At 66.5% G+C, this 15,562-nt stretch carries 15 protein-coding genes; 9 read left to right on the forward strand and 6 right to left on the reverse strand.

Translation table 11 applies throughout. From position 1 onward, the window contains the following. The 3 genes from ACRB8A_RS05250 (at window position 1) to mmuM (ending at window position 3,398) form a co-directional block, all read left to right on the forward strand. Window positions 1-633 carry an FMN-binding negative transcriptional regulator gene (locus ACRB8A_RS05250; protein WP_432245773.1) on the forward strand — a complete coding sequence of 211 codons (633 nt, stop codon included), beginning with the start codon at window positions 1-3 and terminating at the stop codon, window positions 631-633. A 262-nt stretch (window positions 634-895) separates the two neighbouring features. Next, complete coding sequence (locus ACRB8A_RS05255; protein WP_432246015.1) at window positions 896-2,347, forward strand: amino acid permease; 1,452 nt, start codon at window positions 896-898, stop codon at window positions 2,345-2,347. 112 nt (window positions 2,348-2,459) lie between these two features. Further along, window positions 2,460-3,398, forward strand: a complete 939-nt coding sequence (gene mmuM, locus ACRB8A_RS05260) for a homocysteine S-methyltransferase (RefSeq protein ID WP_432245774.1) — start codon at window positions 2,460-2,462, stop codon at window positions 3,396-3,398. On the opposite strand, the gene ACRB8A_RS05265 is transcribed toward mmuM, so the two are convergent. Further along, window positions 3,395-3,943: a dihydrofolate reductase family protein gene (locus ACRB8A_RS05265; RefSeq protein WP_050684849.1), complete on the reverse strand. Its 549-nt coding sequence runs from the start codon at window positions 3,941-3,943 to the stop codon at window positions 3,395-3,397. The genes mmuM and ACRB8A_RS05265 overlap by 4 nt on opposite strands. Before the next feature lie 232 nt (window positions 3,944-4,175). On the opposite strand from ACRB8A_RS05265, the gene ACRB8A_RS05270 reads away from it, so the two are divergent. Then, window positions 4,176-4,658: a hypothetical protein gene (locus tag ACRB8A_RS05270; protein ID WP_056597859.1), complete on the forward strand. Its 483-nt coding sequence runs from the start codon at window positions 4,176-4,178 to the stop codon at window positions 4,656-4,658. 25 nt (window positions 4,659-4,683) lie between these two features. Here ACRB8A_RS05270 and ACRB8A_RS05275 read toward each other — a convergent pair whose 3' ends face one another. Continuing rightward, entirely contained in the window at window positions 4,684-6,834 is a 2,151-nt protein-coding gene (locus tag ACRB8A_RS05275; RefSeq protein WP_432245775.1) for an EAL domain-containing protein, read from the reverse strand. Between the two features lie 197 nt (window positions 6,835-7,031). Beyond that, on the reverse strand, window positions 7,032-7,301 hold the full coding sequence (locus tag ACRB8A_RS05280) for a GlsB/YeaQ/YmgE family stress response membrane protein (protein ID WP_050684852.1): 270 nt from the start codon (window positions 7,299-7,301) through the stop codon (window positions 7,032-7,034). Between the two features lie 224 nt (window positions 7,302-7,525). Between ACRB8A_RS05280 and ACRB8A_RS05285 the strand changes: the two genes are divergently transcribed. Continuing rightward, entirely contained in the window at window positions 7,526-8,392 is an 867-nt protein-coding gene (locus ACRB8A_RS05285) for an HAD hydrolase family protein (RefSeq protein WP_432245776.1), read from the forward strand. 18 nt (window positions 8,393-8,410) lie between these two features. On the opposite strand, the gene ACRB8A_RS05290 is transcribed toward ACRB8A_RS05285, so the two are convergent. Next, entirely contained in the window at window positions 8,411-9,586 is a 1,176-nt protein-coding gene (locus tag ACRB8A_RS05290) for a glycosyltransferase family 4 protein (protein ID WP_432245777.1), read from the reverse strand. 246 nt (window positions 9,587-9,832) lie between these two features. Here ACRB8A_RS05290 and ACRB8A_RS05295 point away from each other — a divergent pair, with 246 nt between their 5' ends. Together ACRB8A_RS05295 and ACRB8A_RS05300 are read left to right on the forward strand one after the other, a co-directional pair. Next, the gene (locus tag ACRB8A_RS05295; protein WP_050684855.1) at window positions 9,833-10,339 is read left to right on the forward strand and encodes a PRC-barrel domain-containing protein; all 507 of its coding nucleotides are present in this window, start codon (window positions 9,833-9,835) and stop codon (window positions 10,337-10,339) included. Window positions 10,340-10,522: 183 nt separating this feature from the next. After that, on the forward strand, window positions 10,523-11,836 hold the full coding sequence (locus ACRB8A_RS05300; RefSeq protein WP_432245778.1) for a cell division protein PerM: 1,314 nt from the start codon (window positions 10,523-10,525) through the stop codon (window positions 11,834-11,836). A 53-nt stretch (window positions 11,837-11,889) separates the two neighbouring features. Here the strand turns inward: ACRB8A_RS05300 and ACRB8A_RS05305 are convergent, their stop codons facing one another. Next, window positions 11,890-12,318 (reverse strand): hypothetical protein, encoded by a 429-nt coding sequence (locus tag ACRB8A_RS05305; protein ID WP_050684857.1) that lies wholly within the window; start codon window positions 12,316-12,318, stop codon window positions 11,890-11,892. 39 nt (window positions 12,319-12,357) lie between these two features. Between ACRB8A_RS05305 and purN the strand changes: the two genes are divergently transcribed. Beyond that, window positions 12,358-12,933, forward strand: a complete 576-nt coding sequence (purN, locus tag ACRB8A_RS05310; RefSeq protein ID WP_432245779.1) for a phosphoribosylglycinamide formyltransferase — start codon at window positions 12,358-12,360, stop codon at window positions 12,931-12,933. A 139-nt stretch (window positions 12,934-13,072) separates the two neighbouring features. Then, entirely contained in the window at window positions 13,073-14,023 is a 951-nt protein-coding gene (locus ACRB8A_RS05315; protein ID WP_432245780.1) for an endonuclease domain-containing protein, read from the forward strand. Here the strand turns inward: ACRB8A_RS05315 and ACRB8A_RS05320 are convergent. Continuing rightward, window positions 14,020-15,480, reverse strand: coding sequence for an exodeoxyribonuclease VII large subunit (locus tag ACRB8A_RS05320; RefSeq protein WP_432245781.1), 1,461 nt, complete (start codon window positions 15,478-15,480; stop codon window positions 14,020-14,022). The genes ACRB8A_RS05315 and ACRB8A_RS05320 overlap by 4 nt on opposite strands. Between the last annotated feature and the right edge of the window lie 82 nt (window positions 15,481-15,562).

Raw genomic sequence — 15,562 nt, forward strand, 5'->3', positions numbered from 1 at the left:
ATGTACACCCCAGCCCACTTCGCCGCCCAGCCGGCAGCAATCCAGGAACTCCTCACAGTCCCATCCGCCGCAAACCTGGTGACCATGACGGACCAGGGTCTGCTGGCCACGCTCCTGCCCTTTGTTTTTGATCCGGAAGCGGGGGAGTTGGGCGCGCTGCAGTCCCACGTTGCCCGAAACAACCCGCAGTGGTCCACCCCGGCCACGGGCGAGGCGCTCGCCATCATCCAGGGACCGGACGCTTACATCTCGCCCGGCTGGTATCCGTCCAAGGCAGAGCACGGCCGCGTGGTGCCCACCTGGAACTACTCCACCGCGCACATTTACGGCCGCCTGGTCATCCACGACAATCCGGACTGGCTGGCCCGCCACGTCCGCCGGCTCTCCGACCTGAACGAGTCCGGCCGGGCCAAGCCCTGGTCCGTGGACGAGGCCCCGGAAAAGTTCATCGCCGGGCAGCTTCGCGCCATCGTGGGCCTGGAGCTGGTGATCACCCGGGTCGAGGCCAAGGAGAAGCTCAGCCAGAACCGGTCCGCTGAAGATGCCGCAGGCGTGGTGGCCGGCCTCCGCACCGCAGGTCAGGAGCCCAGCGCCGCAGCCGTGGAACGGGTCCGCGGCTGCCCGCTGCCCTGACCCGCCCAGCACCGGCCTTCCCAACCACACGCGGAACGCGCGACGGCGGCGCGAGGCCCTCGCCGCCGTCGTGCGTTCCAGGAAACGCGCCTGAGCACCAGGCCCCGAAGCAGAAAATGATCAATATGAACAAGTATTTTTGTTTTTAACGCGCCAAATTCGGGGATTGTGCTACTTTCGGCTCTGGCGACGGGCACTTCTTCGGCCCGTAAGCACCCCCTGAATCCCCTGGAGACCCGTGGAAACCCCTGCACACCCGACGCTGGCCGTCCAGCCCGCCGCACCAAACCGCGACGCGGCTCACCCGCCCGGACTCCGGCGCTCCATGGGTCCGCGGCACCTGGTGATGATCGCCATGGGCGGCGTGATCGGCTCCGGCCTGTTCCTCAGCTCCGGCTACACCATCTCCCAGGCCGGACCGCTGGGCGCGGTGCTTGCTTACCTGGTGGGCGCGTTTGTGGTGTACCTGGTGATGGCGTGCCTGGGGGAACTGGCCATCGCGTACCCGGTGTCCGGCGCGTTCCACATCTACGCCGCGCGGTCCATCGGCCCCGCCACCGGGTTCACCACCGCCTGGCTGTACTGGCTCTGCTGGGCCGTGGCCATCGGGTCCGAGTTCACCGCCTCCGGCCTGCTGATGCAGCGCTGGTTCCCGGACGTCGCCGTGTGGGTCTGGTGCCTGGTCTTCGCGGCCGTGCTGTTCGGCTTGAACGCCGTGTCCGCCAGGTTCTTCGGCGAGTCCGAGTTCTGGTTCGCCATCATCAAGGTGGCCGCCATCATCGGGCTGATTGTGCTGGGCGGCGCGGCGCTGTTGGGGTTCCAGCCCCTCGGCGGAGGCGGCAACCACCCGCTCCTGTTCGAAAACTTCGCCACCGAAGGCGGGCTTTTCCCCAACGGGTTCACCGGCGTTTTTATCACCGTGCTCGCCGTGTTCTACGCGTTTTCCGGCTCCGAGCTGATCGGCGTGGCCGCCGGCGAAACCAAGGACCCGGCCACCAGCATCCCGAAAGCCATGCGCACCACCGTGATCCGGCTGCTGATCTTTTTTGTGGGCGCCATCGCCGTCATCGCCGCCACCATCCCGTACACCGAGGTGGGCCTGGACGAGAGCCCGTTCGTCACGGTGTTCTCCGCCGTCGGCATCCCCTTCGCGGCCGACATCATGAACTTCGTGATCATCACCGCGCTCCTCTCCGCCGGCAACAGCGGCCTCTTTTCCTGCGCCCGGATGCTCTACTCCCTGGCCGACGAGGGCCACGCGCCCGCCGCGTTCCGCCGCCTCACCCGCCGCGGCATCCCGCTGATTGCCCTCTCCGTGAGCATGGTGGGCGGCGTAGCGTCACTCATCAGCAGCGTGGTGGCACCCGAAACCGTGTACCTGGTGCTGGTGTCGGTGGCCGGCTTCGCCGTGGTGGCCGTCTGGATGTCCATCACCGCCTCGCACTTCTTCCACCGCCGCGCGTTCGTCCGCCGCGGCGGCGACGTTGCGTCCCTCACCTATCGGGCTCCGCTCTACCCGCTGGTCCCGATCCTCGCGTTCACCCTCTGCGTGGTCTCCCTGATCGGGATCGCCCTGGATCCCAACCAAGTGGCGGCGCTGTACTTCGGCGTCCCGTTTGTGGCCGGGTGCTACGCCTGGTTCCACTTCCGGCACGGCAGGACACGGACGACGGCGGCAGCCCGGCCCGGTGCTGACCGCACCGGTGACGGGTAGGACGCAGCCGCCGGCCGCAACCAGCCCACGGCGCCTTCCCGTCCTGCGCCTTCCCCGCCAACGGCATGGCACGTTGCCCATGCTGAAATCACCACGTTTTGGAGTTCGTCCCATGCCCAGCGCCACGTCCCTCTCCCGTCTCCTGGAAGCCCGCGCAAACCTTATTTCCGATGGTGCCCTGGCTACCGAACTGGAGGCACGCGGCTGCAACCTGGACGATCCGCTCTGGTCAGCCAAGGTGCTGGTGGAGCAGCCGCACCTGATCCGGGACGTCCACAGCGACTACTTCGCGGCCGGGGCCGGCATTGCCACCACCGCCAGTTATCAGGCCACACCCCTGGGGTTCGCCCGCCGGGGCCTGTCCGCAGCGGCCGCGCTGGAGCTGGTGGCGCTGTCCGTCAGCCTGGCGGACGAGGCCCGGCGCGGGCACCTGGCAGCGCACCCTGACGCCGGCCCGCTCCTGGTGGCAGGTTCGGTGGGCCCCTACGGCGCCTACCTTTCAGACGGCTCCGAGTACCGGGGCGACTACGTGCTGTCGCCGGCTGCCTTCGAGGATTTCCACCGGTCCAGGATCGCCGCGCTGGTGGATGCCGGCGCTGACGTCCTCGCCTGCGAAACACTTCCGTCGTTTGCCGAAGCGGAAGCCCTGGTGGCCCTGGTCCGGGAGTACGGCGTCGAAGCCTGGTTCACGTTCTCGCTGCAGGACGGCGGGCACCTGGCGGACGGCACCCCGCTGGAAGCCGTGGCCGCCCTCCTTGATGCCGAGCCGCTGGTGGCCGCGGTGGGGGTGAACTGCGTGCCGCTGCGGCTGGTCTCACCTGCCCTCGAAGCGCTGGGCCGCGCCACAGCGACACCCCTGATGGCCTATCCCAACTCCGGCGAGACCTTTGACCCCGTGGCCAAGACCTGGACGGCCGGAACGGATGCCGCCGCTGCTGGTGTGCCGGGCCTGGCCCAGGGCGCAGGAGCATGGCGCGGGCTCGGTGCCCGCATCCTTGGCGGCTGCTGCCGGACCACCCCTGCAGACATCGCCGCCCTGGCGCGGGCCTAGTCCAGCCGTTTGTAGGTGCTCAGGACATTGCCCTTGCTGGTGCGGGACTGATCCGCCAACACCAGGCGCGTAAGCGGGTCGCCGTCCTCGAACAGCCTGCGGCCCGTCCCGGCCACCACGGGATGGGTCATCAGGGTGAGCTCATCGAGGAGGCCGGCAAAAAGCAGTTGGCGGGTGATGGAGATACTGCCGCACACCGCGATCTCGCCGCCTTCACGGGCTTTCAGGCCCGCGACGAAGTCTTCCAGGGGAGCGTCCATCACGGTGGAGTTTTGCCACTCAAGGGGGTCGGCCAGGGTTTTTGAAGCGACGAACTTTTCCACAGGATTGATGAAGCCGGCAAAGTCCTCGTCCGCCGATGCCGTGGGCCAGTAGCCCGCCCATTCCTCGTAGCTCACCCGGCCCAGGACCACCGTGTCCACGGTTTCCATCATCCGGCTCAGGCCCTGGCCAAGCTCCGCGTCAAAACTGTCGAACTGGAACTTGAAAGGATCGGAAACCACGCCGTCCACGGAATGGAACAGGCCTGCTGTGACTTTGCGCATCGGTGCCTCCAAAGGCGTCAAGGGACCCTGATCCGGCCCTGGTCCTACCGTATTCCGCGGGCCGTCCGGAGGGAAGGATCCGGGGTCGGCGGGCAGGGCAGGAACCGGGCGAGAAAAGTATCCGGTTATGTTCATCACTCGCCACGGCGTCTTGCGCTGTATTCGTCACCCGCGGCCCCATACTTGAAATGAACGGCGTTCGCCGAGCCCCGGCCAGGCAGGAGGAAAATGCATGGAAACCCTCAAGAAGATCGTGACCAACCAGTATTTTCCGGCCGCCGCGGTGCTCACTGCCGTGCTGGCCTTCTGGGCTGTAGGGCTGCTGGGCGGACTCTCCCTCCTGCACAACAACCAGCCGCCGCTGGCAACGCTGACGTGGCTCCTTTTTGTGTACTTCGCAGCGGTGCTGTCGCCGTTGGCCGGACTACTGGCCGCCGCGAGCCTGATCCGCCGCTGGCGCCGCAACCGCGCCGCGTTCCAGGCGCTGGAACGCGCGTCAGCCCCGGCGTCATCCGACCGGACCGAAGCTCCCGCCAAGGCCGCCACTTCGAAGCCCGCAACCGCCGCCAGGAACGCGCAGGCAACGCCGCCGCAGCAGCACACCCGGCCTGCGCCGCCGCGGCAGCCCACGCAGGGCGCCGCCAAGCGCCCGGCACCCGCCGCCGGTGACGCCGACAAACACCCCCACCAGCCCGGACGCAAACAGGCCGCTTAGGCGGACCGGATAACAACCAGCCCGGCTACTCCCGCTGCTTCAGCGCGGTGAGCGCCGCCTCGGCATGCCGGACCGCCTGCACCAGCCGGGATCCCGGCTCCGGCAGGGAAAACAGATAGCCCTGCAGCGTGTCGCAGTCCAGGGCCGTGAGGTAGTCGGCCTGGGCTGCCGTTTCGACGCCCTCCGCAGTGACTGTCAGGCCCAGGCTGTGGGCCATGTTGATCATGGAGCTGAGGATGGGCAGGCGTTCCAGGCCGGTCCGCACCATGGAGACGAAGGACTTGTCGATCTTTACGGTGTCCACGGGAAGGTCCTGCAGCCTGCCCAGGGAGGAATAACCGGTGCCGAAATCGTCCAGCGCCACCCGGGCGCCGGCGTTCCGGAGGGTGCCCAGTTGCCTGATGAGGGCGCAGTCGTCGTCGAAAAACACGCTCTCGGTAACCTCCACCACCAATTGGTAGGCTGACACGCCGCTGGCCTCCGCCAGGCTCAGTACCTTTTCTGCGAAATCGGACTCCTGCAGTTGCACAGCCGAAACGTTCACGGCCAGCGACCTGGCGGGGTCCTCGCTGAGCCAGCCCGCCAGCTGCACCATGCTCAGGGCCATCACCTCGATGCCGATCTCACTGATCAGGCCCGTGCGTTCGGCGAGGGGGATAAAGACCGACGGCGGCACCCGCTCCCCGGCGCGGGTCCACCGGGCCAGGGCTTCGACTTGAACCACCTGCCCCATGCGGTGCGAGACAATCGGCTGGAAATCGACGCTGATCTCGCCGCGGGGAACCGCGAGCCGCAGGCCGCCTTCCATGTCGGTCCGCTGCACCAGCGCCGTCATCATGTCCGGGTGGAAACGCAGGAACCGGTTCTTGCCTGCAGCCTTGGCCGCGTACATGGCAATGTCCGCCTGGCGCAGCAGCTCGGAGGGGCCCAGCGTGTCCTGGCTCTTGGAGGCCAGGCCCAGGCTGAGGCTGGGCCGCAGCAGCGTGCCGTGGATTGTCACCGGGACGTGCAGGCAGCGGACAATGCATTCGGCGATCTCATCCGCGTCGGGGCTGGCGGTCAGCAGCACCACAAATTCGTCGCCGCCCAGCCGGGCCACCACCTCGGCGGTGGGTACGCAGCCCCGGAGCCGGCGTGCCACCTCAACGAGCATGTCGTCACCGGCCTGGTGCCCCAGGATGTCGTTGACTTCCTTGAAGTCGTCCAGGTCCAGGAGGAGGACGTCCACGGATTTCAACCGGGGCTCAGCCAGGGCCACGGCTAGGGCATCATTAAAAACTGCCCGGTTGGCCAGCCCGGTCAACGGATCCTGGAAAGCCATGGCCCGGAGTTTTTCCGTTTGCGCTGCCAGGTCGAGCATTGCCTGCTGCGCCTGCTCCTGTGCCTTCCGGCGCGGAGTCACATCCCGGAAGCTCCACACCCGTCCCACGATGCCCTGGCCCACCCGCTGCGGCCTCGAATACCGTTCGAAGGTCCGGCCGTCACGGAAATCCACCACATCGTGGCTTTCTTCTTCCGGATTGTCGTCCAATTCGTTCAGGCGACCCATAAAGGCTACGGGGTCAGCGAGTTGCCCCACGATGATCCGCATGATGGGTTCCTCGCTGTCGCCCTGGAGGAGCTCGGGCGGTATGCCCCACATGGTCAGGAAATTGTCGTTGTAGCCCGCCACCCGGCCCTCCCTGCTCATCACCAGGATCCCGTCAGCGGTGGATTCCAGCGTCGCCGTGAGCAGGGACATGGCCTCGCGCAGATCGGCGTTGGTGGCGTGCCGGTGGGTTGTATCCCGCACCGAGACCAACAGCAGGGGCCCGTCCGGGTGGCCACCGGCGGCACCCGTGTCCGCCGGAACCGGAGACCCGGCCACCTCTGCGTGGAAGGCAGTGCCATCGCGGCGGATGGCCTGCGCCTCCAGCAACGGCGGGTGGTTGGGGGAGCCGGCCCCGGACCGGCCCAGGATCTGGGCCAGTTCCTGCTGAAAGCCGGCGCCGAGCAGCGCCCCGACAGGGAGTCCGCTCAATTCCTCCGGGCTGTACCCGAACAGCCGCGAGGCGGCGGCGTTGGCCAGGGTCACGGTTCCCCCGCCAGTAAGCGCCAGCAAGGCATCCGGACTGGCGTCAAGCATCGCGCCGAACATCCGCACTGCCACATCATTGGCGTGACCTGATCCGGCCATGACACCACCCCCTCGCACATCATAAAACCAATTTCCACAAATGTGCGGCGATGTGCGGAATCGGTTTCCCGGTTGTTACACCCCGCCGCGGCCATGAACCGCTGCAATGGCAGGAACGGAAGCCAGTACAGGACACAAAAATGCCGCCCTCCGAAAGGGGGACGGCATCTTTGTGTTTTGTGGTGGGACCCGGGCTGCTAAGCCCGGCTGCGTCCGCGGTTGGCCACAGCGCCGTAGACCAGGAGCACTACGATCGAGCCCAGGATGGCGAGCAGCCAGGTGCGGATGTCGAAGAATTCTGCCAAGCCGCCGCCAAAGATCAGCGATCCGATCCAGCCGCCCAGGAGGGCGCCCACAACGCCGAGGACCAGGGTGACCACCCAGCCTCCGCCTTGGCGCCCGGGCAGGATTGCCTTTGCGATGGCGCCGGCGATCAAGCCCAAAATGAGAAATCCGAGAATACCCATGTTGTCACTCCTTAATCAGTAAGTTGTGCCGGGTCCCCACTACCGGTTCCCTCATTCAATCAGCGTGCTTACTTTCCTGCAAGACCCTGAATATCACAGGATGGCTGTCAGTTTGCGGTCGGAAACTGCCCGGGGAGCTGCCGACGGGAGCGGCGGCGCCCCCGGCGCGTCATCCGGCCGTGGATAGGATGGAGGGTCCCCGCCACCTATTGAGGAGCTCCGGCATGTCCAGCCAGCCAACCGTCCGTACCCGTGCCGTTTTCCTTGATATTGACGGCACTTACGCTGAGCACGGACTGGCTCCCGAGGCCCATGTGGACGCCGTCCGCGCAGCCCGGCGCCTGGGCCACCTGGTGTTTGTCTGCACGGGCCGGCCGCTCTCGATGGTCCCGGCACGGATCCTCGACGCCGGCTTCGACGGGACCGTGACGGGTGCCGGCGCCCGCGTGGAAGTGAACGGCGTGGTCCTCCGGGACACCCGCTTCAACCCGGACCTGGCCCGGCGGCTCGTGGAAATCCTCGACGCCAATGACGTTGCGTACATCCTCGAAGCCCCGGAATCCCTCCATGGCCGCACAGGCGTGGACCAGCGGCTGCGGAACGTTCTTGGTCCGGTTTTCGCCGAACGGCACAACTCCGGCTCCGGCCAGGATTCCGCCGAGGACCCCCTGGAAGACATCCTCGGCCCCATGCAGTACGGCGATGACCTGCGGTCCGAGTCCTTCGCCAAAATCTCCTGCTTCGACTCACCCGTGCCCCTGCGCACCCTCCTGGCAGACTTCGGCCAGGAGGTGGGACTCATCCCCAGCTCCCTGTCCGCGCTGGGCGAGGGCGCAGGCGAAATCTTTATGACCGGCGTGCACAAGGCAGTGGGCATTCAGGTGGTGGAAGCCCATCTTGGCCTGGACCGGGACGACATTGTGGCCATCGGCGACAGTGCCAACGACATCGAAATGCTGGCCTACGCCGGAGTGGGCATCGCCGTGGAAGGCGGCCACCCGGACGTCCTCGCGGTCGCCGACAGGTTTACGCCCGGCCCCGACAGCAACGGCGTAGCGCTGGCCTTCGCCGAGCTGGGCCTGTTGGACTGACGCGGAGGCCCGGCCCGCTCAGGCGGGCAACCGCCTGCTGCCCCACGGCTTCGGCGCCCCGGCGCTGACCGCAGGCGAGGCAGTCCCTGCCTGGACGTCGTCGTAATGGCGAACCAGTTCGGCGCACAGGACGGGCCACGTCCGCGCCTGGACCGAGTCGTGGGCCGCGGCCGCGAAGGCGCGGCGCTTGGCGTCGTCGCCCATCAGGTCCTGGACGCGGGCGCGCATGCCGGCCAGGTCGCCGGGTTCATACAGCCACCCGGTCCGGGAATTTTCCACCAGGTCCAACGGCCCGCCCCGGCCCGTCGCCACCACCGGCACACCGGAGGCCATGGCCTCCTGGATGGTCTGGCAGAACGTTTCGAATTCGCCGGGATGGACAAAGAGGTCGAAGGACGCCACCGCCCGGGCCAGGTCGTCCCCGCCCAGGAATCCTGTGAAGACCGCTGCGGGCAGAGCCTCCTCGAGCGCGGCCCGCTGGGGCCCGTCGCCCACAACCACCAGGCGGGTGTTGGGAATTCCGGCCAGTGCGGCCAGGTCCTCCACCTGCTTCTCCACGGCGAGCCTGCCCACATAGCCGATGATCCGCTGCCCGCCGGGGGCCACCGAAGCCCGCCACCCGGCGTCGCGCTTCTCCGGCGAAAACCGGGCCGTGTCAACGCCGCGGCGCCACATCTGCACCCGGGGAATGCCCCGGCCGCGCAGCTGGTTCAGCGCAAAAGTGGACGGCACCAGGGTGCGGGTGGCCAGCAGATGGATGTTCTCCACCCGGTTCCAGGCCCAGTTCTCCAGGAACGGAACGCCGTACCGGCCCGCATAACTGGGCACCTCCGTCTGGTACACCGCCACCGTGGGGATGCCCAGCTGGTGGGCCGCCTGCGCTGCCCGCCAGCCCAGTACAAACGGCGACGCGAGGTGGACCACGTCCGGGGCATACTCGGCAAGGATTCTCTTGACCCGGTATACACCGCCCATGGCCACCCGGACGTTCGCGTACCCCGCCAGCGGGACCGCCGGCAGCCGTTGGACCGCAGCGCCCTGGACCTGCGCAGGCGCCTGGGCGTCCGGGGTGGACGGGGCGATGACCAGGACGTCGTCGCCCCGGTCCTGGAGATGGTCCAGCACCCGCAGGATGGAGTGCGTGACTCCGTTCATCAGCGGCAGGAATGATTCGGCAACAATTGCGATCCTCACCCCTCCACGGTGGTGGCTGGCTCTGGCCTGCCGGGGGAGACGGCGTAGCCCGCAGGGAAAGCTTGGGTGAACAACCCGGATTCCCCCGGGCCTGCCGGCGGGTGGGGTTCCCTTTTTCTACTAAGCATGCTTACTGTAGAGGGCAAGCAATGAGGCCTCAAGCAGCCGGGGTCGGACCCCGGCGCTGGACTCCGGCGCCGGGGACAACCACTGCCGGGCATCTGCCGGGCGCAGGCAAGGAGACCCATGCTCGCGAGGGAAGACATTGAAGGACTGCTCAGCCGGGGCGGCCATGTTGTAAGTGCCGATGGGACCACCATCGGTTCCATCGGCCAGCTTTATGCCGACGATGACACCGGCGAACCCACCTGGGTCACCGTCAAGACCGGCCTTTTCGGCACCTCGCAGTCATTTGTTCCGGTCGAGGGTGCGCGCAGCGAGGACGGCAACCTGGTGGTCCCCTTCTCCAAGGACCACGTGAAGGACGCGCCGCGCGTCGAGGCGGACGGCCACCTCACGCCGGAGGAGGAGGACCGGCTGTACACCCACTACGACAGGGAAGTCCGCACCTACTCGGATGTGCAGGACACCACCGTGGAAGCCGTGGACCTCCAAGGCGATGCCGACTTGAACGCCGGCACCCCCACCGCCGGTATCGGCGCAGAGCCGCCCGCGGCAGTTGCACCCTCCCGCGCGGCACGGCTGCGCAGGTACAGGGCACCGGACCGCCGCGACGGCGACGGCCGCGCCTGACCGGTTCCATCCAGGCCGGCGGGGTTCCTGCTATTGGGGGCGTCGGCCTGGCTGGTCAGCTGGAATAACGACGCCGGGAGCACCCGTGTGGTGCCCCGGCGTTTGTTATGCCCGGGCCGGGTCTGCCGTGGCGCGCCTGTCGTTCACCGGCGCGGGCTGCCCGGCGTGACACCATGGAACACGATGAAACTGCGCGCTGATCAGACCGGAGACCGTGGCCTACCCATGCCCTTATGGCTGCAGGGTGTGCTGGAATCGGTGCAGGCCGCCGTCATCTCCGCGCTCGCGGTGCTGGCCCCCATCATCGCCGTCTGGGCCACTGCGGGTTTCCAGAACGGGCAGCCTGATGTTCTGGCCCGCCTGGCCGGACAGTCCTGGCTCCTGGTCCACGGTGTGCCGCTGAAACTGGTGGGCGTGGGGCAGGATGCAGCGGCCACCGGGGCCAGCGGGATCCTCAGCCTGGTGCCGTTGGGCCTGACCCTTATTCCCTTCCTCCTGGCCTGGCGCGCCGGCCGGCGGCTGGCGCGCGCCTCCTACACTGACCAACTGTGGCAGGCGCTCCTGGGCTCGTGGGCTGTCTATTCCGTCTTCGGAGCCGCGACTGCCTTTGTGTGCCGCACGCCCGACGTCGTTATTAATCTCTGGCACGCCATGCTGTTCCCGCTGATCCCTTTTGCCCTGGGCATGATCATCGGGGCCCGGCGCGAGGCGGGATCGTGGAGCCGGCTCATCGGTGTGGACGCGGTGGACTGGATTTCCCGGACCAGCCAGCATTCGCGCTGGGCGGGCTCGTACCTTGCGTCCGCCGCCAAGGCAGGCGTGGTGGGCGTCCTGGTGGCGCTGTCGCTGTCGGCGGTGCTGCTGGCCGTGGACCTCTTTATCCATTGGAACCTGGTGGTGACCGTCTACGAGGCGCTCGACGCCGGGGTGGTGGGCGGCGCGGCACTCACAATCGCGCAGCTTGGCTATCTCCCCAACCTGGTGGTGTTTGCCTTGTCCTGGACCTCGGGGGCTGGTTTCGCCATGGGCGCGGGGTCCCAGGTGGGCCCGCTGGCCACGGCCGTGGGGCCGCTGCCCTCGGTTCCGGTGCTGGCCGCGATTCCGGCGGGCGGGCTGGAGTTTGGCTTCGTGGCGCTGATGGTTCCCGTGCTGGCCGGTGTCCTGGCGGGCTGGTGGTTCCTCCGCGAAGGCGAAAACCACTTCGACGAATGGCTGTCCATCAAAATCCGTGCCCGCTGGTTCACGGCGTCGGCATCCACGCTGGTGCTGGGCCTGCTCGCCGGGCTGGCCGCGGGACTGCTGGCCATGGGGGCCGCATTCCTGGCGCGGGGCTCAGCCGGACTGGGACGGCTGACCGACATTGGGCCTGACCCGCTGTGGACGGGAGTCTGGGTGGCCGCCGAGGTGGGGATCGGCGTCGTGATCGGTTACGCGGCCGGACCCTGGCTGGAACGCGGGCAGACGGTGCCGGAGCACAACGCGCAGCTGGTGCGTTAAGCCGGTGCTGGTGGCGGCTGTCGGGTGCCGGCTGCCGTCTGCCGTCTTACGGATCAGGGTGCGCCGGGAAACGCATCCTGAAGCTGCACCATGCAGGACGAATGCGCCTGGTCCGTCAGCGCCCGTCTCTCGCAGGCCTGGTAGTCGCTGACGTCGCCGTAGAACAACGCAGTGACCATGATCACCAGCGCCATCACCGCTGAAACCACCAGCCCCGAGATGGCACCAAACATCACCAGCCTGGATTGCCGGTACTTCGCCTCCCGGACCAGCAGGACGATGCCCAGAGCAATGCTTGCCGCCGTGAGGATGGCGGTCAGCCAGAGGTAGCCCACATCAAGCTGGTACACGAAGTAGGCCCCCAGCACGGAGACAATAAACATCCGGAACAGGGACCGGGTCCTGGCCAGGGAGGCCTTGGCTGCCTCACTGAGCGGGGCCTTCGTTTGCTGGGGCCCGCCTGGATCCGGTGTGCTGTTCATGTTTTCCAGCCTACGCGAGCGTGCCCATAAGCTAGTCCCATGCGTATCGTTGTCCTCGTTTCCGGAACCGGGTCCAATCTCCAGTCAGTCATAGACGCGGTTGAAGCGGGGGAGCTCGACGTCGACATTGCGGCGGTGGGAGCCGACCGGCCGGGCACCTACGGCGTGGAACGCTCCGCAGCCGCCGGGATCCCCACGTTTGTGGTGGATTTCAAAGCGCACCCGGACCGCGCGGAATGGAACGCTGCCCTGACCGAAGCGGTGGCCGCGTTCAACCCGGACATCGTGGTGTCGTCCGGCTTTATGCGGATCGTCAGCCCGTCCTTCATCGACGCGTTTGAAGGCAAATACCTGAACACGCATCCCGCCCTGCTGCCGGCCTTCCCCGGTGCGCACGGCGTCCGGGATGCCATGGCCTACGGGGTCAAGGTCACCGGCTGCACCGTCCACTGGGCCGACGCCGGTGTGGACACCGGCCCCATCATCGCGCAGGAAGCCGTGGCCATCGAGGAAGCCGACACCGAGGAAACCCTGCACGAGCGGATCAAGGTGGTGGAGCGCCGGTTGCTGGTGTCCACGCTGGCAGCCCTCGCTGCGCCCTCCCGGACTGAATAGCCCCCTCTCTCCCAACTGACTCGCAGTTGTTGTCGTTTTGAGCCCTCAAAACGACAACAACTGCGAGTCAGTTGGGTGGGGGACTGCATGCCTGTGGATAACTCCGAAACTCTCCCACCCGGTTTGCCATTATGGAGGGGTGAAGACTCCCCGTCCGTTGCCGGTGCAGCTTGATCTGGCCGCGTTCACCTTCCAGGAAGCGGTCGACGCCGGCGTCAGCTTCAGGCGGTTGCGGCACGTATCGCTGCACTCGCCCAGCAGGGGTATCCGGGTGCCCAGTGGTGGCCCGCGCACGGGTCCGGCCTGCGGGAACACACTGGAAGATGTGCGTCCTTTTTCGCAGGTGACCAGCTTCTCCGCCGCATCACACGCCACCGCCTTTGTACTCTGGGGGTTTCCAGGGTTCCTGCCGGGGTCCAAGACCGGTCTCATCCACATTTCGCGGCCGGACACCATGGCGATCGTTCGAAGGCGGGGCGTGGTTGGCCATGTTGGCCAGTTTTTCGACGACGAAATCACCAACCTGAACGGGCTCTTGATCACCACGCGGCTTCGGACATGGCTGGACTGTTCACGGCGGATGAGCGTTGAGGAGATCACTGTTGTGGCCGATCATCTGGTGCGTCACCCGCGGCCGGAGTTCGAAGGACGCACGGAACCGTATGCCACGCCGGGTGACCTGGCTGACATGCTCGACCGGCACAAAGGAACTCCCGGAATCCAGAAGGCTCGGCTGGCGCTGGAGCGGTCGAGGGTGGGATCGGATTCCGCGCAGGAAACGCGGCTGCGGCTGGCATTGGAGGACGCAGGACTGCCCGAGCCGGAGTTGAACGCGCCCACGGACTTGGGCTTCGGCGTCGTCCGCCAGCCCGATCTGTCCTATCCCGAGTACAAGGTGGCGGCGGAATATGAGGGCGAGGGGCATTCCGACGCCGCGCAGATAGTCCGGGACATCGCCCGCGAAGAAGATTTCAGCAGGGCCGGATGGCTGCTGATGCGCATCTCCAAACGCCACATGCGCCACGAGGCGGGCGCCGCCGTCCGCAAGGTCCGCGCCGCGATGCTGGATAGGGGCTGGCCCGGGCGCTAGTCGGGCCTGTGGCGCCGTAGCTTTCGGAGACCACTGATGGTTCGGACATCCATCATTGCGTGCCGCCATGCTGCCCAACTTTCGGGCGGGCGCTTCATAGGCTTTTCCGCGGGGAGCAACATCATCGTCCGGCTGAGTCTCTGGGCATACACGGAGGATGCTCCGCACATGATGACAGCTGCGACGTAGATCCAATATTGGCTCGGGCCAGCACCTTTAGAAGTTATCGCTAGAACGTCCTCGGCGAAAAGGATGAGGGCAACGCCGGCTGCGATGGTGGCGGCAGTGAAAAGTCTGGAAAACAGCCGAACCCGACGTTCAGCCGTTTCGATGAGATCTTTCGCATGCGCAAAGTGCGACGAGCCGGCGGAAGCTGCGGCTTCACGCTGCAACCGCCAGGCTTCGTTAGCTGTCGTAGTGGCAGCAGCCACTTGCCGCGTTAAGTTCGCGATCTGATATTCATGTTGGGTCTTTTCGTAACTTCTGGCGGCAAGGGCGGCAGCCCGCCGCTTCGCCTCTGAATCCTTGCGTTCCTCGTTCACTTTTTGGAAGTGGCTTGACTTGAGGGCAGCGCCAATTGCTTCCGCCGCTGCGGTGGGGGTGATGAAGGACAACGTTGCGGCTCTGTCGGCCAGCAGGACGTCCGCATCGTGTCCCAAGGCTGTTACCACTGGCACGCGGGAATTGTGAATGGCCAAGGCCAGCTCCGCGCGGGCGTAGCCACGCAACCAGCTCCAGTGTCCACCACCTTGGACCAGTAGGACCGCGTCCATCTGCAGGCGTTGAGCTTCGGCCAACAGCGACTCGAAGGCCCTGATGCTCGAAGTCCGGGTGCAGGAAAATGCCTTGTAGGTGACCTGTGGGGCAGAGCGACGGGTGTTATGACGCAGGTGACGCTGGAAATCCCCGAGCCCCCGCGCTCCTTCAGGCCCCAACACCATGATGTTTTGAGGATTGCAGTCGATATCGTGAAACGCGTATTTTGAGTTGTCGTGGGTGAAACCGGGGCTGAACCGTTCACGGGGTACCCCCGCGGATTTGAGTGCAGCTGTAGCCCTTTTGTCTTCCATATGCAGACTTCCGTGCCGGATGAATCCCGGTTCGACGGCGGTTACAGAAACGCATACTTGGCCCTCTTTGCTGAGCCAGGCATTACCCCTCACTTCAAGCACCATGCCTGCGGACATGGCCCGCTCCAGCGAACCTCCGCTGTGCCGTAGCCTCGCATCGATATTCTGTGACGCCTGCTCCCAAATGGTGCAGGCGAGGTACTCGATGCCTTCGGGTGTCACCGAAACCAGGTCGAAGTTCCACCTGGCTCCGGTTTGTCGGGGATTTACACATTCGCCAGACATGGCGATACTGCGTTCCTGGACACGGCCGCTGATACGCTCCCTGACCCGGCTGACCGGGTCGGGGACAGGCCGCGACAAAGACGACGGTACATGCTGATTCATTCGCCCCCCAATCTCAGTCGCCGGTCAGTCACCGGCGCTTCGAAATGAAAGTATCCGGACCCGCTGACAATGTGTTGTCACA

Origin of the sequence: Arthrobacter sp. G.S.26 (genome assembly GCF_050847375.1) — a bacterium.
GTDB lineage: Bacteria > Actinomycetota > Actinomycetes > Actinomycetales > Micrococcaceae > Arthrobacter.